Raw genomic sequence first — 25,970 nt, forward strand, 5'->3', positions numbered from 1 at the left:
CTCCATCGAGCCCCATTGGCCGGATTAAGTCGATTTTTTCGACTTAGAGGTCTCCATCGAGCTCGATTGGCCGGATTAAGTCGATTTTTTCGACTTAGAGGACTCCATGGAGCCCGATTGGCCGGATTAAATCGATTTTTTCGACTTAGAGGACTCCATCGAGCCCGATTGGCCGGATTAAGTCGATTTTTTCGACTTAGATGTCTCCATCGAGCACGATTGGCCGGATTAAATCGATTTTTTCGACTTAGAGGTCTCCATAGAGCCCCATTGGCCGAGCGCACACACAAACAAACCACCCAGCAGCCGCTGAGTGGTTCATTTCTTCATCTCTATGTTTCACAACTTAGAATACAAAATCATCATCCGTCAAAGCCTCAACGTGAATCGTGCGTACATAACCGTTCCCTTTTTTGGAGAAAAAGTCATGCTGCTTCGTCTTCGTGCTCAGTCCATTCAGAACAATCGGGTTGATGTCCTCTTCCGGGAACATCGGTTCAACACCCAAATTCATAAACGCTTTATTCGCGTTGTAGCGCAGGAATGCTTTCACTTCGTCCGCCAGACCCAGCGGTCCGTACAGACTATCTGTATAGCCTTCTTCATTCGCATGAAGCTCTTTCAACAACGCACAAAGTGTCGCATACGCTTCATCCTGCTCGGCAGGGCTTAGCTCCGCATAAACCTCTTGTGCAAGCACGCCTATGTACAGCCCGTGGATGCTCTCATCACGAAGAATCAAGTCAATGATCTCGCCGCTGCTCGTCATTTTACCTTGGCCAGCCAAATACAGCGGATAATAGAAACCGCTATAGAACAAATAGCTTTCAAGCAGCACAGACGCAGCCATCGCTAGATACAGCTCTTTGGTCGTTGTAATATTCTCATAGTAATGTGAAATCTTATTCGCCTTAAACTGCAAGTGTGGATTACGCTCCACCCATTGGAACAACTCGTTAATCTCTTCTGTCGTAGACAGCGTTGTGAATATCGAGCTGTAAGACTTCGCATGGATCTGCTCCATCATTCCCATGAAGCTGAGCACTGCTTTGCGCTGCAGCCCATCGACATGCTCGAGAATCTTCGGCATTCCAATGCCGCCTTGCATCGTATCAAGCAAAGTCAGACCGCCAAGCACCTTCATATATAGCTCACGCTCAACGTTACTTAGTGTAATCCAGGACATTTTATCATCAGACAATGGAATTTCTTCATCTGTCCAGAATTGCATAATATTTTGATTCCAGAACGTTATCGTAAAATCATCATCAGGCCGGTTCCAATTCACCGCTTTTTTGACGATAGGTTTATTGATGGTTGGTGCACTTGTCATAAATGGTAATCCCCTTCCTAATTATACTGAGCAGCTTACACATTCCTCAACGGATAGCTGATTGGTTCGTGTGTAGTAGAGCGATTTAAGTCCTTTGTGTGCCGCATACAGGTATAATCTAGCAAGTTGTCTTGTTGAAACATCACTGTTTACGTGTAAAATCGTCGAGATCCCTTGATCCACATGCGTTTGAATCTCCGAAATAAGGTCAAGAATCTTGAACTGATCCATTTGATAAGCGGATTTATAGTAGAAGAAATTGTCACGCGCCATGAATGGCATCGGATAATACGTTGTTGAGTTCGCATACGTCCGTGTCTCAATCGGTTCCACAATCGGCATGACGCTCGATGTTGAATTTTGAATATACGAGATGCTTTGTGTTGGCGCTACAGCCAAACGGTAGGCATGATACAGTCCGTGCTTCTGTACATCCGCTTGCAAAGCTTTCCAGTCGCTTGGAGACGGGATTGGCATGCCATCGAATAAAGCTTTCACTTTTTCCGACAGCGGACGGTAATCGATTTCTGTATAACGGGTAAAATAATTCCCATTCGCATACTCGGACAGCTCGAAGCCTTCGAAGGTTTGACCGGATTCTTTGGCAATCTCCATACTTTTCTCAATGGAATAGAAATTCATCGCAGCGAAGAAGGTACGAACGAAATCCTTAGCCTCGGCACTTTCATAAGCAATTTTGTTCTTCGATAAATAGCCGTGCAGGTTCATGACACCTAGGCCGACAGAATGCAGCTCACGGTTCGCTTTGGCGACACCAGGCGCATTGTGAATCGTCGTCATATCACTCACTGAAGTTAACGCGATCATGCCTTCGTGAACGGTTTCGCGCAGCTTTTTACGATCCATCACATTCGCAATGTTCATGGAAGCTAGGTTACAGCTGATATCCCGAAGAATGACATCTTCTTGACCATAATCATTAATTTCGGATGTTTCCTGCAGTTGGAAAATTTCCGTACAGAGATTGGACATCTTGATCGTCCCGATCCCCTTCAGGGCATGATCCTTATTCGCATTCGTGCGGTTCATGATATATGGATAACCGGATTCCAGTTGAGTAGTCGCAATTTTGGTCAGCATATCACGTGCATTCATGACAGCTTTCTTCTTTACCTTTGGGTTCGCTAAGAGTTCATCGTACATTTCATCCAAATCAAGATCATCCAAATGCTTGCCATAGGCTTGGAGAACAGTGTATGGCGCGAAAACATGTAGAGGCTTATTCTCCTCCGCCAGCTTATAAAACTTATTCGGAACAATAAGTCCAATTGAGAGAGTTTTTAAACGGGATTTCTCATCCGCATTAATTTTCTTGCTATCTAGGAATTCCAATACGTCCCAGCCAAAAATGTTGTAATACGCCGCGCCTGAGCCCTTGCGTTGACCCATTTGATCCGCATAGGAGAACGCATCCTCCATAAGCTTAAGGACTGGAATAATACCTTTGGCTGCGCCCTCAACGCCTTTAATCGTTTCACCGCGCCCACGAAGCTTCGATAAATTCACGGCTACACCGCCGCCAATTTTGGAAAGCTGCATGCATGTAGCCAACACATAGTTGATGGAATTTAAGGAATCATCCATTTCTAATAAGAAGCAAGATACCAATTCACCACGACGACTCTTGCCTGCGTTCAGGAATGTCGGTGTCGCTGGCTGCAAGCGCTGCTCCATCATGGATACGGCAAGCACTCGTGCTGTCTCCGCGTTTCCGCGCCCCAAGTACAGGGCCACAATCGCTACGCGATCAGCGAAATGCTCCAGGTATAACGTCTTATCATCACTGCGTAAAGCGTAATCTGTATAAAATTTCGAAGCTGCCATATACGATGCGAACTCGAATTTATTGTCATGTGCCACTTGATACACGCTGTCAACTTCAGCTTCGGTGTATTTGTCATAAACGTTTTCGTAGAAGTTATTGTCGATCATATAACGAACCTTCGAAGAGGTATCGGGGAATGTGAGGCTTCTGCTGTGGACTTCCTTCATGAACACTTCAACAGCTTCTTTATCCTTCTCTAATTGAAAAAAACCATCCGTACCGCGTTGCATTAATTCATTATTAAGTTCAATGTGCCGCAATTGCCTGTACCCCCTGAACAAATCGTTCTACATCATTTTTGGTGCCTGATAATTCAAATTTGGTTAATACGGGAACATCGTAAAGCGCTGAGATTGTATCTGCGCTTTTGGCGAAGCCGTCTCCCCAGTTGCGATTACCGCTAGCTGCTACGCCTTGAAGACGAGAGGAATTGCTTTCTAGGAAAGAAGCTACCTTGGGAGGAATTTGGCCAAAACCAGTTGTATATGTCACGAGCACGAAAGGCTCGTCCATCGTCATCGCTTCCTCTATTTGAACCGCGGGCATCTGGAGCTTCGCAATAAAACGGCGAACATTTCCAGTCTTCGAATCGTAAGCAATCAACATAGCTTCCGTCTCCTATCATTCTCAATTCTCTCTTCTTGTGCCTTCACTTGCGGGTAACCTATATGTAGTGAACATTCAAATTCTATCGTCTGTCATACGTGGTGCAGCTTAACCTTAATCGACAGAATCTGCGTTTTCTTACCTACTCCGTTAGCGGTCAAAAAAGCTCTAAACCTGCGGTTTCACTTGATTTACGGCTCGGTTTGAGCCTTCGTTTAGCAATCTCGCAATTCGCTTTTTATCACGACATCTAGTTGATAGATTCAAATTTATATCAATATATTGTGTTTGTCAACGAGCAAAACGACCTATTTACATTTCCAAAACACCTAATCCTAGACGGGGCGTGGCTCGATGGGTTTAGAAAAAATATTTTCAATTTTTACTTGATTTTTTCGGAAATGTCGAAATGACTAGGACCTTAATCACCCACTATATCTAGTTTCTACTCCTCTCTCAAAAAACGTCTTTAAACCTTCTCAGAGACCTTCTACAGACCTTCAATCCCTTCGAACGATAACTCATGCCTCCAACAAAAAAAAGCTATTCACGCGCACACGAGGGTGCCATGAATAGCTTAATTTATTTTTGATTAACTGTTGCGTTGTTGGAAGTCCGTCATGAAATCAGCGAGCGCTTTACATGAAGCGTTAGGTACCGCGTTATAAGTAGAAGCACGTAAACCACCCACACTTCGGTGACCTTTGAGTCCAACAAAGCCTTGCTGTTCTGTTTCTTTAATGAACTTCTTCTCCAGCTCTTCATCTTGCAAGCGGAACGTAATATTCATTGTAGAACGGCTGCCTAGATCTACTGGTCCACGGAAGAAACCATTGCTGCTATCAATAGCGCTATAAATGAGGCCCGCTTTTTCTACATTATTCTTCTCAATCACCGTTAATCCGCCTTGCTCTTCGATCCATTTCAGTACCAGATTCACCATATAAATGGAATAAGCCGGTGGCGTATTATATAGGGAGTTGTTTTTGCTATGCGTTTCGTAGCGCAGCATGGTCGGAATTGTTTTCGGCAGATCCTGCAGCAAATCTTCTTTGATAATGGCAACCGTCACACCAGACGGTCCAAGATTCTTCTGTGCACCCGCATAGATCATGCTGAACTTCGACACATCGACCGGGCGGCTCAGGATATCGCTGGACATATCGGCAATCAAAGGGACATTCCCTGTATCCGGGTAGCTTTGGAACTGCGCCCCTTCAATCGTTTCGTTGGAAGTCACATGCAGATAAGCGGAATTCGGGTGAATGTTAATTTCACTCAAATCCGGGATTTTCATGAATTTCTGTTCCTTAGAGCTAGCTGCAATCGACACTTCGCCAAATAGAGCAGCCTCTTGCACAGCCTTCTCAGCCCATGCGCCAGTAAGTACGTAACTGCCAACTTTACCAGGTTTCAAGAAATTCATTGGAATCATTGCAAACTGGGAGCTTGCCCCACCTTGCAAGAAGAGAATTTGGTATCCTGCCGGAATGCCAAAAATACGCTTCAACAATTCTTGCGTTTCATTATGTACTTGCTCATATTCCGCACTACGGTGAGAAATTTCCATGATGGACATGCCGATACCCTTAAAATCAACAAACTCCTCTTGCGCTCTTTGAAGTACTTCGAGCGGTAACGCCGCAGGCCCTGCGTTAAAGTTAAAGGCCCTGTTTCCCATGAGTGACCACACCTTTGCTTTTGTATTATGGCTATGATAGCAATATTCTGTTCAAGCATCAAGTAAAACCTCAAACAAGCTATACAAGAGCAGCTAGAATACCACTGTAAATCGCAACCATTTCCTCCAGCTTCATCCGCACAAGTCCACTGGAAGACGGGCATACATAATCAATAACGCCGTCTACCATCGGACTCGGTTGTTCCCCCCACGCAATGCCTCTGCGGCCGCTATACTGCTCGTAAACGCCCTTACCTACGAAGCAAACAACCTTAGGTCGGTAGGTCTCAATTTTCTCTTTTAAAATGCGTCTGCCCTCACGGTACTCTTCTGCGGTGATTTCCGCTGCTGTCAGTGAGGGGCGTGACACGATATTCGTGAAGCCGTAGCCGATTTGAAGCAGATCGCCATCTTCTTGCGGCTTGTAGAGCCGGGGTGTTAAACCCGCCTGCAGCAGAATGCGATAAAATCGATTACTCGGATTCGCATAATGATGTCCGGTCTCCCCCGATCGGATACTAGGGTTATATCCAACGAAGAGAACTTGCAAATTGACCGCAATATGATCTGAAATTTCCGCTAGCTCCAATAGTGCACCTCTATCTATTTAAATAAACTTTAAATTCTCATATGCTTTACCTAGCACTGTCGCTGAATCACCTTTTAACCATGAATCAATTAACGTATGATACACAGAACGGAAATCCACCTCATATTTCAAATCATCGTTGTCCAAGTTACTTAAACTCGGGTAGGTTCCATACAGTCCGCCTTTCACCTTGCCGCCAATGACGAACATCGGGGCAGCGGTTCCGTGGTCTGTGCCTCCGCTTCCATTCTCCTTAGCGCGACGTCCGAACTCGGAGAACACCATGATGGCAACCCGATCCTGCAGCCCTTGTGCCTGCAAATCCTGGTAGAACGCAGTCAGTCCTTCATCGACCTGCGTCAGCATTTGCGCATGCTGCAGCTTCTCATCGGCATGATCATCAAATCCACCCACTTCAACATTGAAGAGTCGCGTGCCCGACTTTCCTGCTAACAGCTTCGTTACGAGCTGCAAGTCCCTTGCAAAATTCGTATTCGGGTAATCTATTTTCTTCGTATAGGTGGCGGCAAGCGATTGGATCGCTTCGACACTCTTGTATGCTTCTGAGCCTCTAACCGAGGCAACTCGCAGTTGATCCAGACTATTCGATGCGCCATACATATCCAAGAAAGCTTTGGTAATTCTATTTTTGTCCATCAATGCCGTCTTGGGATCAAAAACATGGTAGGACTCGAGGGATTGAATCACTGGAAAGCTTGATTTATCTGAGGCGAAGGCTTTGCTGCCTGAACCGCCAATTTGAATCACTTTTAGTGGATTAGGATTACTCTGCAAGGAAGATTCCGCGTACCTTGCCAGCCAGCCGCTGCGGCTCATTTTCGCAGGCTCTGCTGTTTGCCAGATTTCCATGGATCGAAAGTGAGAACGATTAGGCTCCGGATATCCAACTCCTTGTATAATAGCCATTTTGCCTAACTTATACAATGCTGCCAATCCTGTAAGACTCGGATGTAAGCCAACATGCTGATCGAGCGCCAGTATTTCCTTCTCCTGGTAAGCAAGCGTGGGCCGCGAATCATAGTAAATGCCCTGTCCGTAAGGGATTAATGTATTGATACCGTCATTGCCGCCGCTTAATTGCACAACCACCAGCACCGGGTCATCCACGTCTGATTCTGAGCTCCCAGCCCAAAGTGATTTACCCGTATTTGTGAAAAGCGCACCACCAAGCCCAAGGGTTGCGAATAACGCCGTACCTTTAATCAGAAAATCTCTTCTCGTTAATTTCACCTGGTTCCCCCCTACTTCATCTGAGCTTCAGGACTAATCAATACGAGCTGCAATAAGCCGCGCAAGCCTGTCGTTTTCTGTTTCTTCTGATTCGTATGTACAATGGTGTCGTCTGCATAAGCGCTCAAGCTCATCTGTGTTTGCTCCGATAAGTCCGTTATGCCCATGAGCTGTGCGAAGAACTTCGCCCATGCCAAGGGAGACTCCGCTTGATCGGGTTTGAACTCAGCGGAGGCTAGAAGTTGTCCGTTCATTTGCTTCGCTATGCTCTCAGCAAATTGATACCTCGCCAACAAACAGTTGGTTGTGAGCCATGAGGCGCCTCCTCGCCAGCCCGCAACATCAGGCGGGACGAATAGTTCCTGCCCCATCTTCCGCATCGCTTGTGCATGCCCCTTGGCGACAGAGAGATTGCAGCATTTCAGAATACCCGCTACATAATCTGCTGGTGTCTTAATGAGTGACATCCTATATTTCTCCGCGTAGAATTCATCGGATAAGAAAAGCTCTTGAAGCACTTCTCCCACTGTACGCTTCTGCGTGATGAGCCCCGCTAGGGTCTGAACCCAACTTTCCGATGGCGTATCGGTTGCAAAATATTTCAACAGCTTCTCTGCCAGAAAAGTTGGCAATGCTTTTTGATGAAATAAAATATCAATCACATCGTCTGCGTCTAGCTTGCCGCTTTCCCCCAGCAACGTTTTCGCGTCGTTATCGTGCTGTTTGGCATTATAATTGACCTTATGTTCATTCTTATTGTACGCCCAGCCTGTGAAAGCCCGCGCTGACTCCTTCACATCCATTTCGGTATAGTGACCGATGCCAAGCGTGAATAGCTCCATCACCTCACGGGCATAATTCTCATTCGGCTTACCCTTCTTATTCTGATTCACATCCAGCCAGATCATCATGGCAGGATCTTTGCCGATTTTGGTTAGCAGCTCTTTGAAATTGCCTAGGGCATATGTACGAAAAAGTTCATTTTGCCCCACCATGAGCGCCGCATCCTTTACCTTATAATTCGCCGTCGCAAAATGCCCATGCCAAAACAGCGTCATCTTCTCGATAAGCGGCGTTGGTGAGTTCACCATTCGATAGAGCCAGTACATCTGCTGATCCGCTAATAAGAGTGGGTCCAAGGCTTTCTTCCCATCCGCGTGGAATTGATCAAAGGAGGCGAGCTTCGGGGCCTTCTCGATCAAATTTTCACCGCTAACTAAGCGTCGAACCGTTTCCTCTCTTCCTAGGGCCAAGCAAGCTGCAACTTCCTCATTCGTTGAACCAAAGCCTGCGCGCATTAAAAGATGAATAACTTCCTTGTTCGTCCACTGGACTCCCATGATCTCCCCACCGTTCATTTTTCCCCATACTGTACCATATAAATGTGTCAAAAGTGTGTAGAACCGCAAAAAAACCAAGTCAGGTGACTTGGTCCTTTCATGCTTCCGCCCTTTAGCTACTGCCGTTTACCCATGCGTTCGTCCCGAAAGCTGTTCGGCGAGCTGTAAGAAGGATCCCACAACACGTTTAACTCGCTTGTCCACATCCGGGTGAATGTCTTCGAAGCCAACATCTCCGCGGAAACTCTTGCGTTGATCGCCTCCAATTGAAATCCATTCCGGGCAGTTAATGCCGTGCAGATTGCGGACCGTCGTCTGCATCTGTGTCAGCGAGCTGACAGCAACCGCCCCACCGGAAGAGCTGATGGATAGCACAGCTTTATTCTTGAAATGATCCTGCCCAATATGATCGAGCGCATTCTTCAATACTCCCGACATTCCGCTGTGATACTCAGGTGTTGCCAATACAATCGCATCAGCGGACAGCATCGCTTGTTTAAATGCTCCCAGTGCTTCGTGATTATCCCCCTCATCATCAGGTGTATAGAACGGTAACGGCGTTCGATACAAGTCGAACAGCGTTACGTCTTGTTGTTCCTGCATTGCCAAATGCTGAATATATGCAGCAAGTCGTGTGCTTGTTGCAGCGCCATGGTTGCTTCCTGCTACAATCGTAATTTTCATCATCTTTCATCCTTCCTTTGCCAATAAACTTACGAACAAAATACTTGAGATTTCAGCTTTGCATACCATTATTTACATTTATTATAAAACAATATTTATTATAAAACAATAATTATTATAATTTAATGCAAAAAGAAAACTGCTCCTCCATAGCGTCCTATGAAGGGGCAGTTCCTATGATGATATCGAATAAGTGCTAAAGATTAGCAATCGAAGTATAGGTTATACTCGTGTGGGTGAATACGGATTGCAACTTGTTTCGCTTCGCCACGTTTCAAGTCGATGTAGTTATCGATGAAATCTTGTGTGAATACGCCGCCTTCAAGCAAGAAGTCGGAATCAGCTGCAAGAGCATCCAAAGCTTCGTCTAATGAACCAGGAACGCTGCGGATTTCAGCTTTCTCAGCATCGGACATTTCATAGATGTTTGTATCGAAAGGACCGTATCCAAGAGCACGTGGATCGATTTTCTTCTTGATACCGTCAAGACCAGCCATCAACATTGCTGCGAAAGCAAGATATGGGTTAGCTGTGCTGTCAGGCGTACGGAACTCAATACGACAACCTTTAGGTGTCACAGCTGCGATTGGAATACGAACTGCTGCGGAACGGTTACCTTTGGAGAATACAAGGTTTACCGGAGCTTCGTAACCAGGAACTAGACGTTTGAAGGAGTTTGTACTTGGGTTCGTGATCGCGATCAACGCTGGAGCGTGATACAGGATACCACCGATATAGTTAATAGCCATTTCGGAAAGGTTAGCATATGCGCCTTTTTCGTAGAACAAAGGGTTACCTTCATTGAAAATGGACATATGAACGTGCATTCCGCTACCGTTGTCACCAAATAGTGGTTTCGGCATGAAAGTTGCAACTTTACCATATTCTCTCGCTGTGTTAGCAACGATATACTTGTATTTAAGCAGGTTGTCTGCTGTTTTAGTCAATGTGTCAAAACGGAAGTTGATTTCAGCTTGACCAGCTGTCGCTACTTCGTGGTGATGACGCTCGATGCGAAGACCTGCGTCAGCAAGCTTATTACACATTTCGGAACGGATATCTTGTTGGGAATCCATTGGAGCTACTGGAACGTAACCGCCTTTAACTGGAACTTTGTAACCAAGGTTACCGCCTTCTTCTTTACGGCCTGTGTTCCAACCAGCTTCTTCGGAGTCAACTTCGAAGTAAGATTTGTTCATACCATTCTCGAAACGAACATCATCAAAGATGAAGAATTCGGATTCTGGAGCGAAGTATGCAGTTGTACCCACACCTGTAGTTTGCAAATATTCTTCAGCCTTCTGAGCGATGCTACGTGGATCACGGTCATAACGGTCGCCTTCAGGTGTATGGATGTTGCTCATAATTACTAGAGTTGGGTGTGCTGTGAAAGGATCCACATAAGCAGTTTCCGTATCTGGCATCATTACCATGTCAGATTGTTCAATACCACGGAATCCTGGGATGGATGAACCGTCAAAAGCAACGCCATTCACGAATGTTTCTTCATCTACTTCTGTAGCTGGCAAAGAGATATGCTGCGCTTTACCGGAAAGACCAACGAAACGAAAATCTACCCACTCAATATTTTTTTCCTTGATAAGGTTCAACACATTTTGAACTGACATTTAAAAACCCTCCCATTTCCGTACATTCAACGTACTTTGCATGATTAATGTTCAACTTTTGCTTGTTTTCTTTCACATATTATATAGCGATTCCTCTAACACAGTCAATACTTATGTCAGGTATTTTTTAAAGATGTGTAAGCTATTCTTACACTCACACATAATTTTCCCATGTATCCAAAAACAGGCATGGAATTTCTCCTAATATGGAGAAATTCCATGCCTATGAAAACCGTATATTACGCCAAAATGGCTTCTTTCTTCGTATCGAACTTCTTGCCAAGTAATGGAGCAAGTTTCTCAAGATCAGATAGCAAATGAGCAAATTGGTCTGGGAACAAGGACTGTACGCCATCGCCTGTCATTGAATTGTCTGGATCTGTATGCATTTCGATGATTAAACCGTCTGCTCCAGCTGCGACTGATGCCTTCGTCATTGGGACTACAAGCTCTCTGCGGCCTGTTCCATGACTTGGATCTGAGATAACCGGCAAGTGACTCAACTGTTTAAGTACAGGAATCGCCGATAAATCTAACGTATTTCGTGTATAAGTCTCGAATGTACGGATTCCGCGCTCACAAAGCATAACATTCGGGTTGCCGCCAGCAAGAATGTACTCAGCTGCATTCAAGAATTCATCATATGTAGAGCTAAATCCACGTTTGAGCAAGACCGGTGTTTGAATCGTTCCTAATTTACGAAGGAGATCGAAGTTTTGCATGTTACGCGTACCCACTTGGAGAATGTCCGCGTATTGTGCGCATACATCAACGTATTCTGGCGTCATTACTTCAGTAATTGTAAGAAGACCATGCTTCTTACCTGCCTCAGCCATCATGATCAAGCCTTCAACGCCAACACCTTGGAAGCTGTAAGGACCAGTTCTTGGTTTAAAAGCACCGCCGCGCAGCACCTGTCCGCCAGCTGCTTTCACCAACCGAGCAATCTCATCGATTTGCTCTGGTGTTTCTACCGCACAAGGGCCACCCATAACAACAAGCTGCTCGCCGCCAATATCAACACCTTTAATAGAAATAACTGTATCGGCAGGATGGAAATCACGGCTAGCTAGCTTATAGGACTTCGAGATTTTCACAACTTGCTCAACACCTGACATTTGGCGAAGCTGTTCAGCTAATTTCGGATCCGCTTGACCAATGATGCCAATTACCGTACGATCCTCGCCTTTGGAAACATGCGCTTGAACCCCTTTACTTTCAATAAATTGCACGATTTCCTGAATTCGCTCATTCGAAGTTTTGTTAGATGTAATTGCGATCATGTGATCCACGCTCCTAATTCATTTATTATGGGATAATTGACTATAATTTCACTCACATGCTTCAACGCTTGTTCGCTTCTACGCTTTTAACCGCTAAAGTAAATATACAACGCTTGACGAGAATTCGTCAAGCGCTAATTTATTTCACTATTCATTTGTTTCCGAAGGAGCTAACTGATCTTTACGTATTCTACGTTTCTCTTTACGGCGATTCGTGTGGTATTTAAGCAACAGCACAACGGGGAAATAAGCAATGATTCCAAGAAAAAGACCAACGACCATGCCTCCGATAATTAAATCGAGCCCGCTTCTAATGATATTAGAAAGGAGATGTGGCAGATGATGGATCAAATAGATCTTAAAGTGCTTTGGTACTAGATATTCCCCGACCTGCTTATTGAGAATGGAAAAAGGTATATAGATGACTTTACCGAACACGAAGCCAATTAAAGCCGCAGGCAGGTTCGCTCTCAGCAGATAAACCAAAGGAAAGATGAGAACGAACGCAAACCCTGCAGTCGGCAGTGTGAACATTTCAACGAATAAACCAACCGAAAAGCCCCGTGCTACTTTGGAAGGACCGCCCTTGGCACGTAAAAGAAGTAAATATTTGTACCTAAACCAACGTTTAGTACTTTTCCAATCGTAGCGAGGTTTCATCATTTTCACCTTCTGAGTACTTTGCATGCTAGTTTCAATCCCGTCGAGTGGAATAAGCAGGAATTACACGTTACTTGCTGCTTTGGATTTAACAGGGGGAATTAGTTTCTTCATATTAATAGTACGTTTTATTTCCCAACTGGTTTCATCTTTCGCATCGTAGTTCTCCAAATAGGTAATAACCTCTTTGGTTATCGGTGTTGGCGTGGAAGCCCCTGAGGTTACACCCACTTTACGAACATTGGCCAACCATTCAATATTTAATTCGGAGACATCTGAGATTCGATACGCCATAACACCAGCGATCTCTTGGGAAACCTGTGCTAAGCGGTTCGAATTGTTGCTTTTCGGATCACCAACAACAATAACGAGGTCAACTTCCTTCGCTTGCTCCGCGACAGCTTCTTGTCGAACCTGCGTAGCCAAGCAAATTTCATTATGAATTTCAGCTTTTGGGAAGAGATCCAATAACCGATTCATGATATGCTTAATATCCCATTGACTCATGGTTGTTTGATTCGTAATAATGATTCGATTGGACCCCAGATTGAGCAACTCCGCTTCCTCAAGCTTTTCAATGAGATGCACATGATCAGGAGCAACACCGATAGCGCCTTCTGGCTCTGGGTGTCCTTTTTTGCCAATATAAATAATCTCATAACCGTCTGCGACTTTCTCACGAATCAAATCATGCGTCTTCGTCACATCTGGACAAGTAGCATCCACAACGGTTAATCCTTTGTCACGCGCTAAGCGCCTTACTTCAGGAGAAACCCCGTGAGCGGTAAAAATAACAGTCCCCGTTTCCACTTTCTCCAAAATCTCGAGACGATTCTCGCCATCCAGCGTAATGACTCCTTCTTCTTTAAAGAAATCCGTCACATGCGCATTATGAACAATCATGCCTAAAATATATATAGGTCTGGGAAGATTTAAATTTTTAGCAGTTTGCATGGCAAGCGCCATTGCATCAACAACCCCATAACAGTAGCCTCTGGGGGATATTCGAACAACTTCCATTTCTTCCACCTGCCTAAGACATCGTATTTCCTCTAATTATATCTGATTATATAGAATGAGGGAAGTTTGCCGGAAGCCAAATTAAAAAGGTACTTCCTTCGTCCTTCCGTGTAGTGACTTCAACAGACCCATCATGCTCATCAATGATCCATTTGGCGATAGAAAGACCCAATCCTGTCCCCGTCGTAACCCCTCTGGATAAATCAGCGCGATAGAAGCGATCGAAAATATGAGGAATATCCTCTTTATCCATTCCTATGCCGGTATCCGATATGCGTATGCCAATAAAGCTGTTCCTTCGAATTGCCTCAATAGTAACTGTCCCTGAAGGTGTATATTTAAAAGCATTTTCAATAAAGATAAACAACAATTGCTGCAGGTAATCACGGTTACCTTGCACAATCGCATCTTCAAGATCTTCTAAATCGCCTACTTGCCACTCCGCCGTATGTTCGAGCAGCTGTGCTCTCCTTACCACCTCTAGGACCAGCGGCATAAACTCAATCGGTTGCTTCTCCATGAGTACACCCGCATCCGCCCTCGCAAGCGCGAGTAAATCATTGACTAATCTGCTCATTCGCTGAGCCTCACCGGCAATATCGTGCATAGCCTCTAAAGACATCTGAACTTGCTCTGGCGTTGCCAGGGCTTGCGTCCCTGAGGTTTGCTTCCACATTTTCTCCAGCAAATCTACATTGCCACGAATCGTCGTCAGAGGTGTCCTGAGTTCGTGTGAAGCATCGGATACGAATCGTCGCTGTGCGCGGTAAGCTTCATCAAGTTCCACATACGTAATCTGTATGCGCGACAGCATGCCATTAATCGTATTCGTCAGCCGTCCTATTTCATCCAACGGACCATCATAGTGTATTCGTTTCTCTAGATCGTCTCCACTCTCGATTTGGTTCGCCGCATCAATCACGCGCTCGATTGGCTTAAGTGCCTTACGCGCCAAGAACCAGCCCAACGAAGCTGCAACGATAATGGTTAAAATAGCCCAAATTACGAGCGTATATCGCAGTGTAACAGCCGTTCTCTCATAACTTCCGATTGGCACAGCAGATTGCAGAATGCCAATGAGCTTTGTTTGATTATCGGAGGTGATCCCTAAGTGATAAATAAGAAAGTCTTGATTGAGGATCTTCGTTTTTTCAAAAAAGCCAACCTCATCTTCCTGCTTATCCACTTGCCGTTGTAGTTTATCAATTGTCGATTGGTCAATGGGCAGCGTTTGATCATAGTATTGCAAATTAGCCGATCGGTTAAAACTTTTCAAGGCTATATTATATAATTGTAAAAAGGTATTCGTTGAGTAGAAGTCTCTGCTCTCTAACTCAAGATCGACAAACAGCCCCTTCTGAGAAAGAGCGATGCTTTTCTGAATACGTGTGGAGCTGTTGACGGCTTCCCTTTTTACATCTTGCCGAATTTGATCATAAAGGAAATAGTTCAAGAAGAAGTAGAGAACAATTCCAAAAAGCAGCATCGTGATGGCCAATATGCCTGAATACCAGAGCGTTAGCCGCAGGCGAAGCGACATCTTAATTTTCCCCTCTCAATACGTAGCCTGCTCCTCGGACCGTTTGAATCAACCGTTTATGACCAAATTCTTCTGTCTTCTGCCGCAATAACGCTATGTAAACCTCTAGGACATTGGACTCGCCACTGTAATCGTAGCCCCATATCTTCTCCATAATGATATCCCTCGACAGAACCCGCTTTGGATTCTGCATGAATAAATGCAATAAATCAAACTCTTTCGTCGTTAATTCGATCAGCTTCTCGCCGCGGAAAACCTCACGTGTATCTAAATCCAGGATGGCGTCTTCAAAGCCCAGTCGATTGTTCATCTGTTCAGTTCTTTCCGTTCTTCGACGAAGCAATACACGCACTCTAGCCAGTAGTTCCTCCAAAGCGAAGGGCTTGACCAAATAATCGTCAGCACCCAAATCCAAACCTTTCACGCGATCACTAATATCATCCTTCGCAGTCAGCATGAGGATCGGCACCTCGCTACCGCTTTCACGAATCCGGCGAACGACTTCCCAGCCATCGATATGCGGCATCATGACATCCAAAATAATAAGCTGCGGCTCTGTCACCAGCATTTGCTTGAGACCCTCTAAGCCATTAGCTGCTGTGGTAACCAAATAACCTTCAAAAGCTAGTCCTCGTCTAAGCATCGATGTAATTTTCTCATCATCGTCAATGACCATAATATTTTCTCTCATATGTCCGTCCCCCATTCTTTTCTTTATTGTAGCAAAATAACCGCTTAGCAAAAAGAAGCAGAGCCTGCAAGCTTGAGGCCGCGGACTCTACTTCCCTTTCATTGAACTTGCAGCTTACTGAGCTGGTGTCCCAGCAAGCGTATTTTTATCTCCAACCGTAACTGGGACTTCCGTTCGCTTACCATCACGAATAATGCCTAGCGTTACTTTGTCGCCAACCTTGGTTGCTTGAACCTTCGTAATCAACTCTTGCGAATTTTTGATCTTCGTCCCATTCAAATCTACGATCACATCATATTGACGCAAGCCTGCTTGGAACGCAGGGCTCTTACGTTGAACACTGCCAACCAAAGCGCCGTCTGTGTTAGAAAGCTTCAATTCACTAACCCAATCTTTGCCGATATCCTGCAGACCAACCCCTAGGTAAGGAACTGGTTCTTTTGGAATAGTCACATTGTTCTTCAAATTGTCTAGTACGGAAGAGATCGTGCTTGTCGGAATCGCGAAACCAATCCCTTGCGCTTGAGAGCTTACAGCCGTATTGATCCCAATCACTTCACCGTTTAAGTTAAGCAGAGGGCCCCCTGAGTTACCAGGGTTAATGGAAGCATCGGTTTGCAATAAGTGCTTATATTCGCGAGTACCCTTCTCGTCTGGAATACTAATTGGACGTTCTTTCGCACTAAGCACACCAACAGTTACCGTATGGTCGAATCCATAAGGGTTTCCGATCGCTACAACCCAATCACCTACGTTAACGTCGTCTGCTTTGCCAAGAGGAAGGATCGGGAAATCCTTAGTTCCTTCAATTTTAAGTACTGCTAAATCCAAATCATAAGAGCTTCCTTGCAGTTTCGCTGTAAAAGGTTTGTCGTAGCCTTCTACGGTCACTTGAATTTCATCCGCACCGTCAACAACATGCTCGTTCGTTAGGATATAACCTGTTTTTTCGAAAATAAAGCCAGTTCCCATACCCGCTGGTTGGAGTTGACCGCTGCCTGTGTCATTTTGACCACTCTTAGGCGTTGTTTGGCCACCACCGTTATCGCCAAAAAACTGACGGAAGAAAGGATCATCAAAAAGTGAGTTTCCACCACCGCTGCGACTGGATTGCTTCGGTTTAACGAGTGCTTCAACCTTCACGATCGCAGGTCCTGCGTTTTGAGCAATCGCCGCGATGTTACCAGGGCGAACAACGTCCAGGGCTGCATTTTTAACTTCGCCGCTGTTATTGTTTGAGCCGTTTGCTAAGGTTGTAGCTGAACTTGAACCAGAAGCTAGCGGCTGGTTGCCTGAGAACATGTTCGTTTTATCCGCTGTAAACATCAGAGCGCTGACAACTAATGCGCCTGCCATGAAGGCTGCAAAAACACTTTTGACCGAGGAACGCTTCTTCGCATTCGGATCCCAACCTGCTGGACCTTGTGTGGCATTCTCTGGTCCAAAGCTGAATGGGCGCAGCGTCTTAGGTGGCGTCACTTCAACATTCGATGTGCCTTCTGAAGCCGAGGAAGAAGTGGTTAAGGCTTGCCCTTCACTTTCTTCATTAAAAGCGGATTTGTAAGGCCCATATGAATAGTAGTAGGAAGGTCTTTCTTTATTCGGGTCTTGCCCCTCGTTATCTCGAGCTTGCTCCTGCTTCGTATCCTCGTTGTTATCATTATTCTGCGGCTTGAAAAAGTCGCTATAGTCTTTTTTGTTATCTTCCATGGGTCTTACCTCCATTGATTAAAGTTATAAGTGCATGTTCTTCTGAAGGATCGTTGTTCTCTATATGTCTATCATGCACTCACAACCTTAAGCGAATATTAAAAAACAATAAATTGGAGGTAAAAATAGGACATAAATTAATGAATCCAAGCTTGTTCAACTTTATGCAGCACGCTTGCAGCTTCTTTCACCCATTTATCCTCAATCCCTGCATCAGAATCCAGAGGCGCTTGGAATTGGTCAACCAATGCTCCGGCAGTCTCTATTTCAGCCGCAGGATCAAGTCCTTCATTATAGACATGCTTTAGCACAAAAGGGGTACCTACCTCGACGACGGCATCCGTCGCCTCAACATCGCCTTCAATTCTGCCGGTAATCACTTGAACAGGAATTCGCAGCCAAACTTTATTCGCTTCATCCAGAGAACGATCAAAGTAGCCATGGTCGTAATCCCAGCCTCCGCCCAAATTAAAATCAAACTGTTCTAGTTGGGCACGCACTTTGTCAAATGATTCTTGAACCTGCTCCAGTGAGGAAGTTAGTGGTTTCATTGCGATTGGACACTCCTTAAGCGCTCATATTATTTTACTTACGCATAGAATGTGCCAAATTGACGTTTTTATGTGTAAAAGTCCCTCTAATTGTTCGTTCTGTTAAACCCATCCTTTGCGATGAGCGAATATGGCTAATTGGGTCCGATCATCAAGCTCACACTTCATCAACAGGTTGCTCACGTGTGTTTTCACCGTTTTGATACTAATAAAGAGTTCCTCAGAAATATCCTTGTTGCTTTTCCCTTCGGCAATTAACAAAAGAACCTCCCGCTCCCGGGCAGTTAACCCCTCTTGTTCAGGCAATTCACTTCGCTGTCGAATTCCTCTAGTTAATGCTTGCGACACTTCTGCATTCATGACAGGCATCCCGCGGTAAGCGCTCTGAATAGCGTGAATCAGTTGATCGGATGAAACTGTTTTCAACATATAACTGATGGCTCCCGATTCAACCGCCTCCAGAACTTTGGCTTCTTCCAGAAACGAAGTCAGCATAATCACTTTCACCTGTGGAAACTTGTCACAAATCAGCTTCGTTGCACCAATTCCATCCAACACGGGCATCGTCAAATCCATCAGAATAACATCAGGTAATGACGCTAGGCGTCCTTCATTTAGCTGATCAAAGGCATCTCGACCATTCGACGCCTCACCCACCACTTCTAACCCTGGCTCCAACGAAATGTAAGTACGCAAACCCACTCGCACCATATCGTGATCATCAACAATCATGACTTTAATGTTCGGATTCATTCTTGTTTTCCCCCTGAATGCCCAGAAAATCGCGGAATACGTACGCGTACGCGAGTTCCAGAGCCTAATTTGCTATCAATCTCCACTTCGCCGCCTAGCTTTTGCGCACGTTCTCTCATCGTTGACAGGCCATGGGAAGCAGAAGGAATATCACTTCGTTCAAAACCTTGACCATCATCCTGCAATTGCAGCACATATTGATGCTCTCTTTCGTAAATCGCCAATCGAACTTGTTTGGCCGAGGCATGCTTGATGACATTCGCAAGTCCTTCTTGAATAATGAGAAAAAACTGATGTTCAATCGCCTCCGAGATGATCTCGGGCAGTGAAACATCAAGTTGACCCTGAAGTTCATGGGTCCGGCAATATTCCGGAAACCATTTCTCCAGGGCTTCTTGTAAGCTCATATCTTTTAGTTCGATCGGTCTTAGCTGTGAAATGAGACCTCGCATCTGCTTCTGGGCATGATGGGACATCTCGATGAGCTGATTCATCAACGCAGGCGCAGCCGCTGGGTTTCTTTCCAATATTTTCGGAAGCGAGGAAGCCGACATATGGATAGCGAAAAGCTCCTGACTCACGGTATCATGGAGATCTCTCGCAAGTCGGCGCCTTTCCTCCATCACGGCATTTTCGGTCAGCTCCTGATCCCGAATAGCTTCTGCTTCCCCTAACTTTTGCGTTAACTGCACACGTTCTTCGATCGATGTGGCCATGCTATTGAAAGCATCATACAAATACAGGAAGGGCTCCACTGGCTCCATCTCGATACGAACTGAGAAATTCCCTTTCGACAATTCCAGCATTGCCACATGCAATTCATCTACCTTGCGCTGCCACCTTCGGGTTGCAATGTAACCCACAGTCAAGCACACCACTAGAATGGCTAGAACAAACCACATCCTGAACTCCCAAGAACCAAGCGCTTCCTCGTAATATTCAATGACGATATAAATACCTGAAACCGTCAATACACTGGAAATCAGAAAGTAATTCAGCAGCTGCCACTTCATATTGAACATTCGCAATTTGTACATGCTCCATCCTTAACCTATCTTTTTAATCGTGATATCACCGATAAACATGCTTGTCGTTACGACGATTTTATGTTCAGCTTCTTCATAGTGAGAGGTTTGCGTTCGAATGTTGCGTAAAAAACCACTTTCAAAACGATCAAGTACCTTCATATCGCCAATAAAAGAGCTTGCCATGACTCGGACCTCAACGTCCATGTCATTCGGGATGAAAATCTTCACATCGCCAATGAAAGCCGTAACATGAATCGTTGTTTCACCACGAGGAATTGAGGCACGCGTTAGATCGATAACAGAGTCACCAATAAAATGAGAGATTTGTACCGGCTTTAATTCCCAAGCCTCTTGACCCAAATGCACATCCCCGATAAAACCATGACGGTGTAAAACATTACCCGAATCGTAATTCCGAACAAAACCATCATACTTGTTGTGGTGGTGATCGTGATCCATGTTACTTGTCTTCGGCTGACTAGTCCGATTAGCACGTGCTGTAGGCTCTTTGCCTGCCTTTTCCTTATCGGCAAGTTCGTCCGATACCTTCCATTCATCAAGCTGATCTTCCGCTGGATATACACCGTGAATATCCTTTAGTACTTCCTTCTCTTCGTCGGTTAGTCCATATTTCACATTGTTCGTTGGCGAGTGATCCGTATATTCTTTGGATTTACTTGTCGGTTCCCAATTCACAGATTCCCATTGCTTCTTATGTTGTTCATGCCGCAATCGATTCGCTTCTCGCCGAGCTCTTCTTTCTTCTTCTTTTGCTTTCTTTATTGAAGGCCAATCAGGTGATTCTTTTCTGCTTGGTTTAAATATCACATGTAATCCAAAAAATATTAAAGCTACTGGTACCAGAAATTTAAACATTTCGCCAAGCGATAGATCGGTAAGATTTAAATTTTTCAATAGAAAAATAGTTCCGACACCGCACATCATCAAGCTTCCGATGGATCCACCCCAATGATACTTACGTTGCGAAACGAAACCAATGAGTCCATAAAAAATGAGAATGACAGGCCAATACGTAGAAAACATATAGGCGACATCCACTTGGATGATTCCCAATTGATTTAGTAAAAAGAGAGTGCCCGCGGATACGAGGACAAGCCCCCAGATCATTCTTTGAAACATATGCGGATTCATACGTTCTTCCTCCATTTGTGAGAAGCGTTGTTAAGATAACTCTAGTTTATAAGATACGAGATAGAATGAAAAGAGACGTTGGATTGAAGGCGTCCTCGGTCTTCAGACCGATATTTCAAAGTCCTCCACCTCCAAACCTCACATGACCGTCGTATAAGACGAACAATTTGATGTTCATGTTATGTATTCTTACGTATTCCGTTGACATGCTTATCATCAGAACCGTATAATTGGTGCTGAGAATGCAAGTATTATAAGGGGAGATTACAGGGATGGATCAAATCCAACAGCTTACATCTGGCTTAGACACAATTTGGGTTGTTTTGACTGCTGCCATGATTTTATTAATGGAAGGCGGATTCGCCTTACTAGAAGCAGGGTTTGTCAGACAAAAGAATGCCGTAAGTATTATCATGAAAGTATTTGTAGATATCTCATTTGGCGCGCTTATTTTTTACTTTTTTGGATTTGCACTGATGTACGGCAAGGACGTTGGAGGTATCATTGGTACAACCGGGTTTTTCATGGGAGGAGATTTATCACACATCGCCTTAACCATCACACATGATACCTATTGGTTATTCCAGTGCGCCTTTGTTATCGCCGTTATCTCAATTGTATCCGGAGCTGTAGCAGAACGCATCAATTTTCGCGCTTATATTCTTTATACGATCGCCATGACAGGTTTAATCTATCCCATTGCTGGTCACTGGGTATGGGGCGTTAACGGATGGCTTGGCAAGCTTGGCATGGTTGACTTCGCTGGATCAGCCGTTATCCACGGACTTGGCGGTTTCTCAGCACTTGCCGCAGCGATGATCATTGGTCCACGGATTGGCAAGTTTTCTGCCGATGGAACAGCTAACATCGTTCCCCCATCAAATCTACCACTTGCCTCAGTAGGCGCATTTATCCTGTGGTTTGGATGGTTTGGTTTTAATTCCGGGAGTACGTTAAGCGCTACGAATACTTCCATCGGACATATCGCGGTTACCACGATGCTATCCGCCGCAGCTGGCTGTGCTGCCTGCATTCTGTTCACCATGATGCGCTATCGCAAAGCGGATCCACCCATGGTTATCAACGGTGCGCTTGCTGGTCTCGTCGGAATTACCGCAGGCTGTGCCTTCGTCAGTGACGCTGCAGCAATCTGCATTGGTGCGATCTGCGGGATCGCCGTGGTTTACGCAACGGAAATATTGGAAGCCAAACAGATTGATGATCCTGTAGGTGCCTTCCCTGTACACGGTATAAGCGGAAGCATCGGGACGCTCGCTGTTGGCTTATGTGCGAAGCCAGACGCAATCCGCGAAGGAACTGCTGGTTTATTCTATGGCGGAGGCTTTCATCTTCTAGGTGTTCAAGCATTAGGTCTAGTGACCGTCTGTGCGTGGGGCTTCTTCATCACTTGGGTATTCTTAAAGCTGATTAAGCTAATCGTTCCTTTACGTGTAAGCCGCGATGAAGAATTAGTCGGACTCGACGTCGGCTCTCATGGGGTTCCTGCCTACAGTCAGGAAGCAGGCTTCTTGGACTTACAACAATTAAAGAATAAATAAACAGATACAAAGAAGAGGACACTGCAACCGCAGTGTCCTCTTCTTTGTTAGTTTGAAAATATATCTTCGAATGCTTCTGGGAACGTAATATCGTCACCAGGCTTAGAATCATTCATGATTTGTCTAGCTTGCTCAATTTCGGCACGAAGCTTTCTTACTTGCTCCATAGGTTTCTTCACATAATGGATGTACTCAACAGCAAGATGATGATCAGGCTTCTTACCAGAGAACATGCGCCGAAATGATGACATTGTTTGATAAGCCCGTTCTTCCTTCATTCTCTTGACCTCATATCGCTCAACAACCTGCTCAATTTCCCGAGCCTGCTGCTCCTTGCGTGTAATAAAAGCTTCCAAGAAGGGAAGTACCTCTGCAGCTTTCCTAGGTGTTTTTAAGGGCTTTCCATCCGATCGTAATGCTTGTAGCATGATCTATCACCTATCTCTCCGTGTCAAGATTTATAACAGTAATCTTATTTTACACTAAAAAGAGCGGTTTGAGAACCATTATTTTAACACAAGGTCGATTCCAACGACACCAATTGGCTTTCCCATGTCATCTATTACCGATTTTGACAACGTGATACATGGTTTTTTCGTAATAGCTGACACGTACTCTTCCGAAATGAAGAGTTCACCTGCCATTGCACGCTTCCACCACTCTCTTCCTTTGGCATTGACCAAGCCCGCTTCCGGCTGCGAGAAGATAAAAGTTCCATCCCCACGATTTGACCAAATCGCTTCAATTCCTGCTGTTTTCTTCAAAATTCCGTTTAAATGCGAGGCATGCTTATCCTCCAACAAAGATTTGATGTCAGGTACTCGAACAAGCGCATTCAACAGTTGCTTCATTTCTTCAATATTTACATGGATCGTTCCACGCTTACTCTTCATGCCTACCGCTTGAATAGCCTCGATGAGCTCTGCCGAAGAGCGATCTAAATTTTGATTAATATGCTGAAGTCGCGAAACTTCATTTCGCTGCTTTTTCATTTGATCCAGCGTATGCTCAACACTGGACATGGTCTCATTCATCAGATCCACAACTTCTCCTAGAGAAGTTCTTGTCCCTGTAACCAGGGAAGATTGATGCTTCGTTGAACTCGTGGTACTTGCGACTAGGCTGTTCACGTGAAGGATCAATGAGAAAATCGTATCGATCTTCCCTTTCATCACCTTCATCTCATCAATACCGTGCGTGACAGAAGCTTTCTCTTCAGCAACTGCGGCGACAACCTGCGATACGCCGCTCTCAATATCAGCTAGGAGCTCAGACGATTTCTGTACGGCTTCATGACTTTGCGCTGCTAGTTTCTTAATTTCCTGCGCAACGACGGAAAAGCCTCTTCCATGTTCACCAGCTCGAGCCGCTTCAATCGATGCGTTTAAGGCAAGCAAGGACGTTTGAGCAACGACTTCGGTAATAAACGTATTGATTTCTTCAATTTTCGAGGTATGCTCGGTTAAATCTTGAATTTTCTTCTGCATGGTATCGTTGTTAACGTGCAAATCATTCATAACCTCATCTGTCGCATTCAAGGAGCGACATACATCAACTACTGTATCTTTGGTTTGTTCACTTTCCCGATGCATATGTAACGACGAATCCAATATCTGATCAGCAGCAGCAGCCACCTGTTGAATCGCAGCAAAAGCTTCTTGGAGCTGTCCTGCAGCATGCTGACTTCGCCCCTTCAACTCTTCTTCCCCTTGAATGGAAGCATCAGCAATCTGGAGAAGATGACCGATGGAACGATTGACCTCTTCAACCGCCGCTGCTAGTCGATCTGCGACAACTTGTGATTCTTGAATAAATGTACGGAATTGGTCTTCTTGATCAAGTATTCCTTGCTCTCGTACTTTAACGGATGCTCTTGAACTCAGTAATGCACTTAAACCCATAACGAGTAAAACTGCGACACTAACTACCGTAACCCATCTTGAAGCAGCAAATAACGCGAATACATTTACACCCATACCAATAAGTACAAGAACATAGAACCAGGCTCTCTGCTTTGAATCCGTCGACATCAACAACCGGAACTCCTCCCAAAAGGAACAAAATGTTAGTTTTTGTTACATTATATCGGATATAGAAGGGGTTGAAAAGAAATAAAAAACGGAGACCCTCTCGGATCTCCGTCTTCTCATATTCGCTATGTTTTTATTTATTTTGGTTTTGTGTGTTGTTTTGTTGCTGCTTGTTAGGTACCGCTACTTCTGTAGCAAATTCCGCGTCTTGCGCTGCTTTCTTGTTGTTCTTGTTCTTTGCCATGTCAATCACCTCCTGTAAGAGTATGATTTCCCAAATAGGATTTTTTATGAATTTCTTTTTAGACAAAATTGAACATTACAACGCTTTGGCTGGAGCCAGTATTTCATCCTTTAGCTGCTTCCAAATCACATCCGTCACTTTGCCATTTCCTTTTTTCACAACAAACACTTTGACAGTTTTTTTACCCCACTCTTTATAAACCTGATCCTTGGTGTCAAAATACAGATCGATTTTCTTACCTTTAATCGCACTTCCTGTATCTGCTACAACCCCGTAGCCGTAACCGGGTATGAACAACACTGTACCTAACGGGAACACCTTCGTATCTGCTGCGATCGTTGATAAAGCTTTATCATCACGCTTGACTTTAATCCCTGAATACGTGATCCCATAGGTCGGATGGTCCGGATTCTTCCCTGTAGATTCCTTACCTGCAAAATACCCGGTCGCTGTCACTTCGACTGCCGTGTATTTGGATAAATCGGCATCTAAATTCGGAACAAAGCGGTAACTAACTTGCTGTTGATGTTCTTGCGCAACAGGCCATGCAGCCGGAATCACTGTTCCTGGCTGTTTGTCCCGCTGACCTCGTATATGGGTATCGGTGTTTGCCGCCCTATTGTTACCTTGATTGCTAGCCTCTTCTCCGAAAAACACGACCAAAACAGTGAGCACCATCCATGCTAATATCCATTTGGATTGCACCTGCGCATTGGTTATTCTCATTGTGTTAAGCCTCCCCCTACTAAAGTAGGCTGTCCATTTCCTTTCATCAATAAACCTCCACATAC

23 protein-coding genes are annotated in these 25,970 nt (G+C 44.9%); 1 reads left to right on the forward strand and 22 read right to left on the reverse strand.

The window, feature by feature from the left end; all coding sequences use genetic code 11:
* Nucleotides 1-346: 346 nt before the first annotated feature.
* From nrdF to liaF, 19 genes are all read right to left on the reverse strand, one after another.
* Nucleotides 347-1,333 (reverse strand): class 1b ribonucleoside-diphosphate reductase subunit beta, encoded by a 987-nt coding sequence (gene nrdF / locus AC58QC_RS21235; protein ID WP_497417074.1) that lies wholly within the window; start codon nucleotides 1,331-1,333, stop codon nucleotides 347-349.
* A gap of 21 nt (nucleotides 1,334-1,354) precedes the next feature.
* On the reverse strand, nucleotides 1,355-3,439 hold the full coding sequence (gene nrdE / locus AC58QC_RS21240) for a class 1b ribonucleoside-diphosphate reductase subunit alpha (RefSeq protein WP_497417075.1): 2,085 nt from the start codon (nucleotides 3,437-3,439) through the stop codon (nucleotides 1,355-1,357).
* Nucleotides 3,426-3,785 (reverse strand): class Ib ribonucleoside-diphosphate reductase assembly flavoprotein NrdI, encoded by a 360-nt coding sequence (nrdI, locus tag AC58QC_RS21245; protein WP_056609533.1) that lies wholly within the window; start codon nucleotides 3,783-3,785, stop codon nucleotides 3,426-3,428. The genes nrdE and nrdI overlap by 14 nt, the downstream gene beginning before the upstream one ends.
* A gap of 592 nt (nucleotides 3,786-4,377) precedes the next feature.
* A complete protein-coding gene (serC, locus tag AC58QC_RS21250) occupies nucleotides 4,378-5,466 on the reverse strand; it encodes a 3-phosphoserine/phosphohydroxythreonine transaminase (protein ID WP_497417076.1) in 1,089 nt (362 codons plus the stop codon).
* Between the two features lie 79 nt (nucleotides 5,467-5,545).
* Nucleotides 5,546-6,055 (reverse strand): G/U mismatch-specific DNA glycosylase, encoded by a 510-nt coding sequence (mug, locus tag AC58QC_RS21255; protein ID WP_497417077.1) that lies wholly within the window; start codon nucleotides 6,053-6,055, stop codon nucleotides 5,546-5,548.
* Nucleotides 6,056-6,073: 18 nt separating this feature from the next.
* Nucleotides 6,074-7,306: a DUF1501 domain-containing protein gene (locus AC58QC_RS21260; protein ID WP_497417078.1), complete on the reverse strand. Its 1,233-nt coding sequence runs from the start codon at nucleotides 7,304-7,306 to the stop codon at nucleotides 6,074-6,076.
* Between the two features lie 11 nt (nucleotides 7,307-7,317).
* A complete protein-coding gene (locus AC58QC_RS21265; protein WP_497417079.1) occupies nucleotides 7,318-8,646 on the reverse strand; it encodes a DUF1800 domain-containing protein in 1,329 nt (442 codons plus the stop codon).
* Between the two features lie 126 nt (nucleotides 8,647-8,772).
* Nucleotides 8,773-9,333 (reverse strand): NADPH-dependent FMN reductase, encoded by a 561-nt coding sequence (locus tag AC58QC_RS21270; RefSeq protein ID WP_497417080.1) that lies wholly within the window; start codon nucleotides 9,331-9,333, stop codon nucleotides 8,773-8,775.
* 200 nt (nucleotides 9,334-9,533) lie between these two features.
* The gene (gene glnA, locus AC58QC_RS21275) at nucleotides 9,534-10,958 is read right to left on the reverse strand and encodes a type I glutamate--ammonia ligase (RefSeq protein ID WP_497417081.1); all 1,425 of its coding nucleotides are present in this window, start codon (nucleotides 10,956-10,958) and stop codon (nucleotides 9,534-9,536) included.
* 239 nt (nucleotides 10,959-11,197) lie between these two features.
* Nucleotides 11,198-12,241, reverse strand: a complete 1,044-nt coding sequence (aroF, locus tag AC58QC_RS21280) for a 3-deoxy-7-phosphoheptulonate synthase (RefSeq protein ID WP_497417082.1) — start codon at nucleotides 12,239-12,241, stop codon at nucleotides 11,198-11,200.
* A gap of 147 nt (nucleotides 12,242-12,388) precedes the next feature.
* Nucleotides 12,389-12,904, reverse strand: coding sequence for a DUF2062 domain-containing protein (locus AC58QC_RS21285; RefSeq protein WP_497417083.1), 516 nt, complete (start codon nucleotides 12,902-12,904; stop codon nucleotides 12,389-12,391).
* Nucleotides 12,905-12,964: 60 nt separating this feature from the next.
* A complete protein-coding gene (locus AC58QC_RS21290) occupies nucleotides 12,965-13,921 on the reverse strand; it encodes a 4-hydroxy-3-methylbut-2-enyl diphosphate reductase (protein WP_497417084.1) in 957 nt (318 codons plus the stop codon).
* A 46-nt stretch (nucleotides 13,922-13,967) separates the two neighbouring features.
* Nucleotides 13,968-15,461 (reverse strand): sensor histidine kinase, encoded by a 1,494-nt coding sequence (locus AC58QC_RS21295; RefSeq protein WP_497417085.1) that lies wholly within the window; start codon nucleotides 15,459-15,461, stop codon nucleotides 13,968-13,970.
* A 1-nt stretch (nucleotide 15,462) separates the two neighbouring features.
* Nucleotides 15,463-16,152, reverse strand: coding sequence for a response regulator transcription factor (locus AC58QC_RS21300; RefSeq protein ID WP_497417086.1), 690 nt, complete (start codon nucleotides 16,150-16,152; stop codon nucleotides 15,463-15,465).
* A gap of 114 nt (nucleotides 16,153-16,266) precedes the next feature.
* Nucleotides 16,267-17,862 (reverse strand): S1C family serine protease, encoded by a 1,596-nt coding sequence (locus AC58QC_RS21305; RefSeq protein ID WP_497417087.1) that lies wholly within the window; start codon nucleotides 17,860-17,862, stop codon nucleotides 16,267-16,269.
* Between the two features lie 137 nt (nucleotides 17,863-17,999).
* Entirely contained in the window at nucleotides 18,000-18,413 is a 414-nt protein-coding gene (locus AC58QC_RS21310; protein ID WP_497417088.1) for a YugN family protein, read from the reverse strand.
* A 102-nt stretch (nucleotides 18,414-18,515) separates the two neighbouring features.
* On the reverse strand, nucleotides 18,516-19,166 hold the full coding sequence (locus AC58QC_RS21315) for a response regulator transcription factor (RefSeq protein WP_497417089.1): 651 nt from the start codon (nucleotides 19,164-19,166) through the stop codon (nucleotides 18,516-18,518).
* Nucleotides 19,163-20,203 carry a HAMP domain-containing sensor histidine kinase gene (locus tag AC58QC_RS21320; protein ID WP_497417090.1) on the reverse strand — a complete coding sequence of 347 codons (1,041 nt, stop codon included), beginning with the start codon at nucleotides 20,201-20,203 and terminating at the stop codon, nucleotides 19,163-19,165. Before AC58QC_RS21320 ends, AC58QC_RS21315 begins: the two co-directional genes overlap by 4 nt.
* 9 nt (nucleotides 20,204-20,212) lie before the next feature.
* Nucleotides 20,213-21,346 (reverse strand): cell wall-active antibiotics response protein LiaF, encoded by a 1,134-nt coding sequence (liaF, locus tag AC58QC_RS21325; protein ID WP_497417091.1) that lies wholly within the window; start codon nucleotides 21,344-21,346, stop codon nucleotides 20,213-20,215.
* Nucleotides 21,347-21,618: 272 nt separating this feature from the next.
* On the opposite strand from liaF, the gene AC58QC_RS21330 reads away from it, so the two are divergent.
* Nucleotides 21,619-22,905 (forward strand): ammonium transporter, encoded by a 1,287-nt coding sequence (locus AC58QC_RS21330; RefSeq protein ID WP_497417092.1) that lies wholly within the window; start codon nucleotides 21,619-21,621, stop codon nucleotides 22,903-22,905.
* A gap of 47 nt (nucleotides 22,906-22,952) precedes the next feature.
* On the opposite strand, the gene AC58QC_RS21335 is transcribed toward AC58QC_RS21330, so the two are convergent.
* From AC58QC_RS21335 to AC58QC_RS21345, 3 genes are all read right to left on the reverse strand, one after another.
* A complete protein-coding gene (locus AC58QC_RS21335; protein ID WP_497417093.1) occupies nucleotides 22,953-23,333 on the reverse strand; it encodes a hypothetical protein in 381 nt (126 codons plus the stop codon).
* Between the two features lie 78 nt (nucleotides 23,334-23,411).
* The gene (locus AC58QC_RS21340) at nucleotides 23,412-24,935 is read right to left on the reverse strand and encodes a methyl-accepting chemotaxis protein (protein ID WP_497417094.1); all 1,524 of its coding nucleotides are present in this window, start codon (nucleotides 24,933-24,935) and stop codon (nucleotides 23,412-23,414) included.
* Between the two features lie 319 nt (nucleotides 24,936-25,254).
* Entirely contained in the window at nucleotides 25,255-25,905 is a 651-nt protein-coding gene (locus tag AC58QC_RS21345; protein ID WP_497417095.1) for a 3D domain-containing protein, read from the reverse strand.
* Between the last annotated feature and the right edge of the window lie 65 nt (nucleotides 25,906-25,970).

Source organism: Paenibacillus sp. J22P51 (assembly GCF_059692215.1).

What these genes read in the sequence shown, in the direction of transcription:
- glnA (WP_497417081.1), bottom strand. Translation starts at nt 10,958, where the DNA reads ATGTCAGTTCAAAATGTGTTGAACCTTATCAAGGAAAAAAATATTGAG.
- AC58QC_RS21330 (WP_497417092.1), top strand. Translation starts at nt 21,619, where the DNA reads ATGGATCAAATCCAACAGCTTACATCTGGCTTAGACACAATTTGGGTT.
- AC58QC_RS21270 (WP_497417080.1), bottom strand. Translation starts at nt 9,333, where the DNA reads ATGATGAAAATTACGATTGTAGCAGGAAGCAACCATGGCGCTGCAACA.
- AC58QC_RS21340 (WP_497417094.1), bottom strand. Translation starts at nt 24,935, where the DNA reads ATGTCGACGGATTCAAAGCAGAGAGCCTGGTTCTATGTTCTTGTACTT.
- AC58QC_RS21320 (WP_497417090.1), bottom strand. Translation starts at nt 20,203, where the DNA reads ATGTACAAATTGCGAATGTTCAATATGAAGTGGCAGCTGCTGAATTAC.
- AC58QC_RS21290 (WP_497417084.1), bottom strand. Translation starts at nt 13,921, where the DNA reads ATGGAAGTTGTTCGAATATCCCCCAGAGGCTACTGTTATGGGGTTGTT.
- AC58QC_RS21335 (WP_497417093.1), bottom strand. Translation starts at nt 23,333, where the DNA reads ATGCTACAAGCATTACGATCGGATGGAAAGCCCTTAAAAACACCTAGG.
- nrdI (WP_056609533.1), bottom strand. Translation starts at nt 3,785, where the DNA reads ATGTTGATTGCTTACGATTCGAAGACTGGAAATGTTCGCCGTTTTATT.
- AC58QC_RS21310 (WP_497417088.1), bottom strand. Translation starts at nt 18,413, where the DNA reads ATGAAACCACTAACTTCCTCACTGGAGCAGGTTCAAGAATCATTTGAC.
- AC58QC_RS21285 (WP_497417083.1), bottom strand. Translation starts at nt 12,904, where the DNA reads ATGATGAAACCTCGCTACGATTGGAAAAGTACTAAACGTTGGTTTAGG.
- AC58QC_RS21315 (WP_497417089.1), bottom strand. Translation starts at nt 19,166, where the DNA reads ATGAATCCGAACATTAAAGTCATGATTGTTGATGATCACGATATGGTG.
- serC (WP_497417076.1), bottom strand. Translation starts at nt 5,466, where the DNA reads ATGGGAAACAGGGCCTTTAACTTTAACGCAGGGCCTGCGGCGTTACCG.
- AC58QC_RS21300 (WP_497417086.1), bottom strand. Translation starts at nt 16,152, where the DNA reads ATGAGAGAAAATATTATGGTCATTGACGATGATGAGAAAATTACATCG.
- aroF (WP_497417082.1), bottom strand. Translation starts at nt 12,241, where the DNA reads ATGATCGCAATTACATCTAACAAAACTTCGAATGAGCGAATTCAGGAA.
- AC58QC_RS21305 (WP_497417087.1), bottom strand. Translation starts at nt 17,862, where the DNA reads ATGGAAGATAACAAAAAAGACTATAGCGACTTTTTCAAGCCGCAGAAT.
- AC58QC_RS21295 (WP_497417085.1), bottom strand. Translation starts at nt 15,461, where the DNA reads ATGTCGCTTCGCCTGCGGCTAACGCTCTGGTATTCAGGCATATTGGCC.
- liaF (WP_497417091.1), bottom strand. Translation starts at nt 21,346, where the DNA reads ATGAATCCGCATATGTTTCAAAGAATGATCTGGGGGCTTGTCCTCGTA.
- nrdF (WP_497417074.1), bottom strand. Translation starts at nt 1,333, where the DNA reads ATGACAAGTGCACCAACCATCAATAAACCTATCGTCAAAAAAGCGGTG.
- AC58QC_RS21265 (WP_497417079.1), bottom strand. Translation starts at nt 8,646, where the DNA reads ATGGGAGTCCAGTGGACGAACAAGGAAGTTATTCATCTTTTAATGCGC.
- AC58QC_RS21345 (WP_497417095.1), bottom strand. Translation starts at nt 25,905, where the DNA reads ATGAGAATAACCAATGCGCAGGTGCAATCCAAATGGATATTAGCATGG.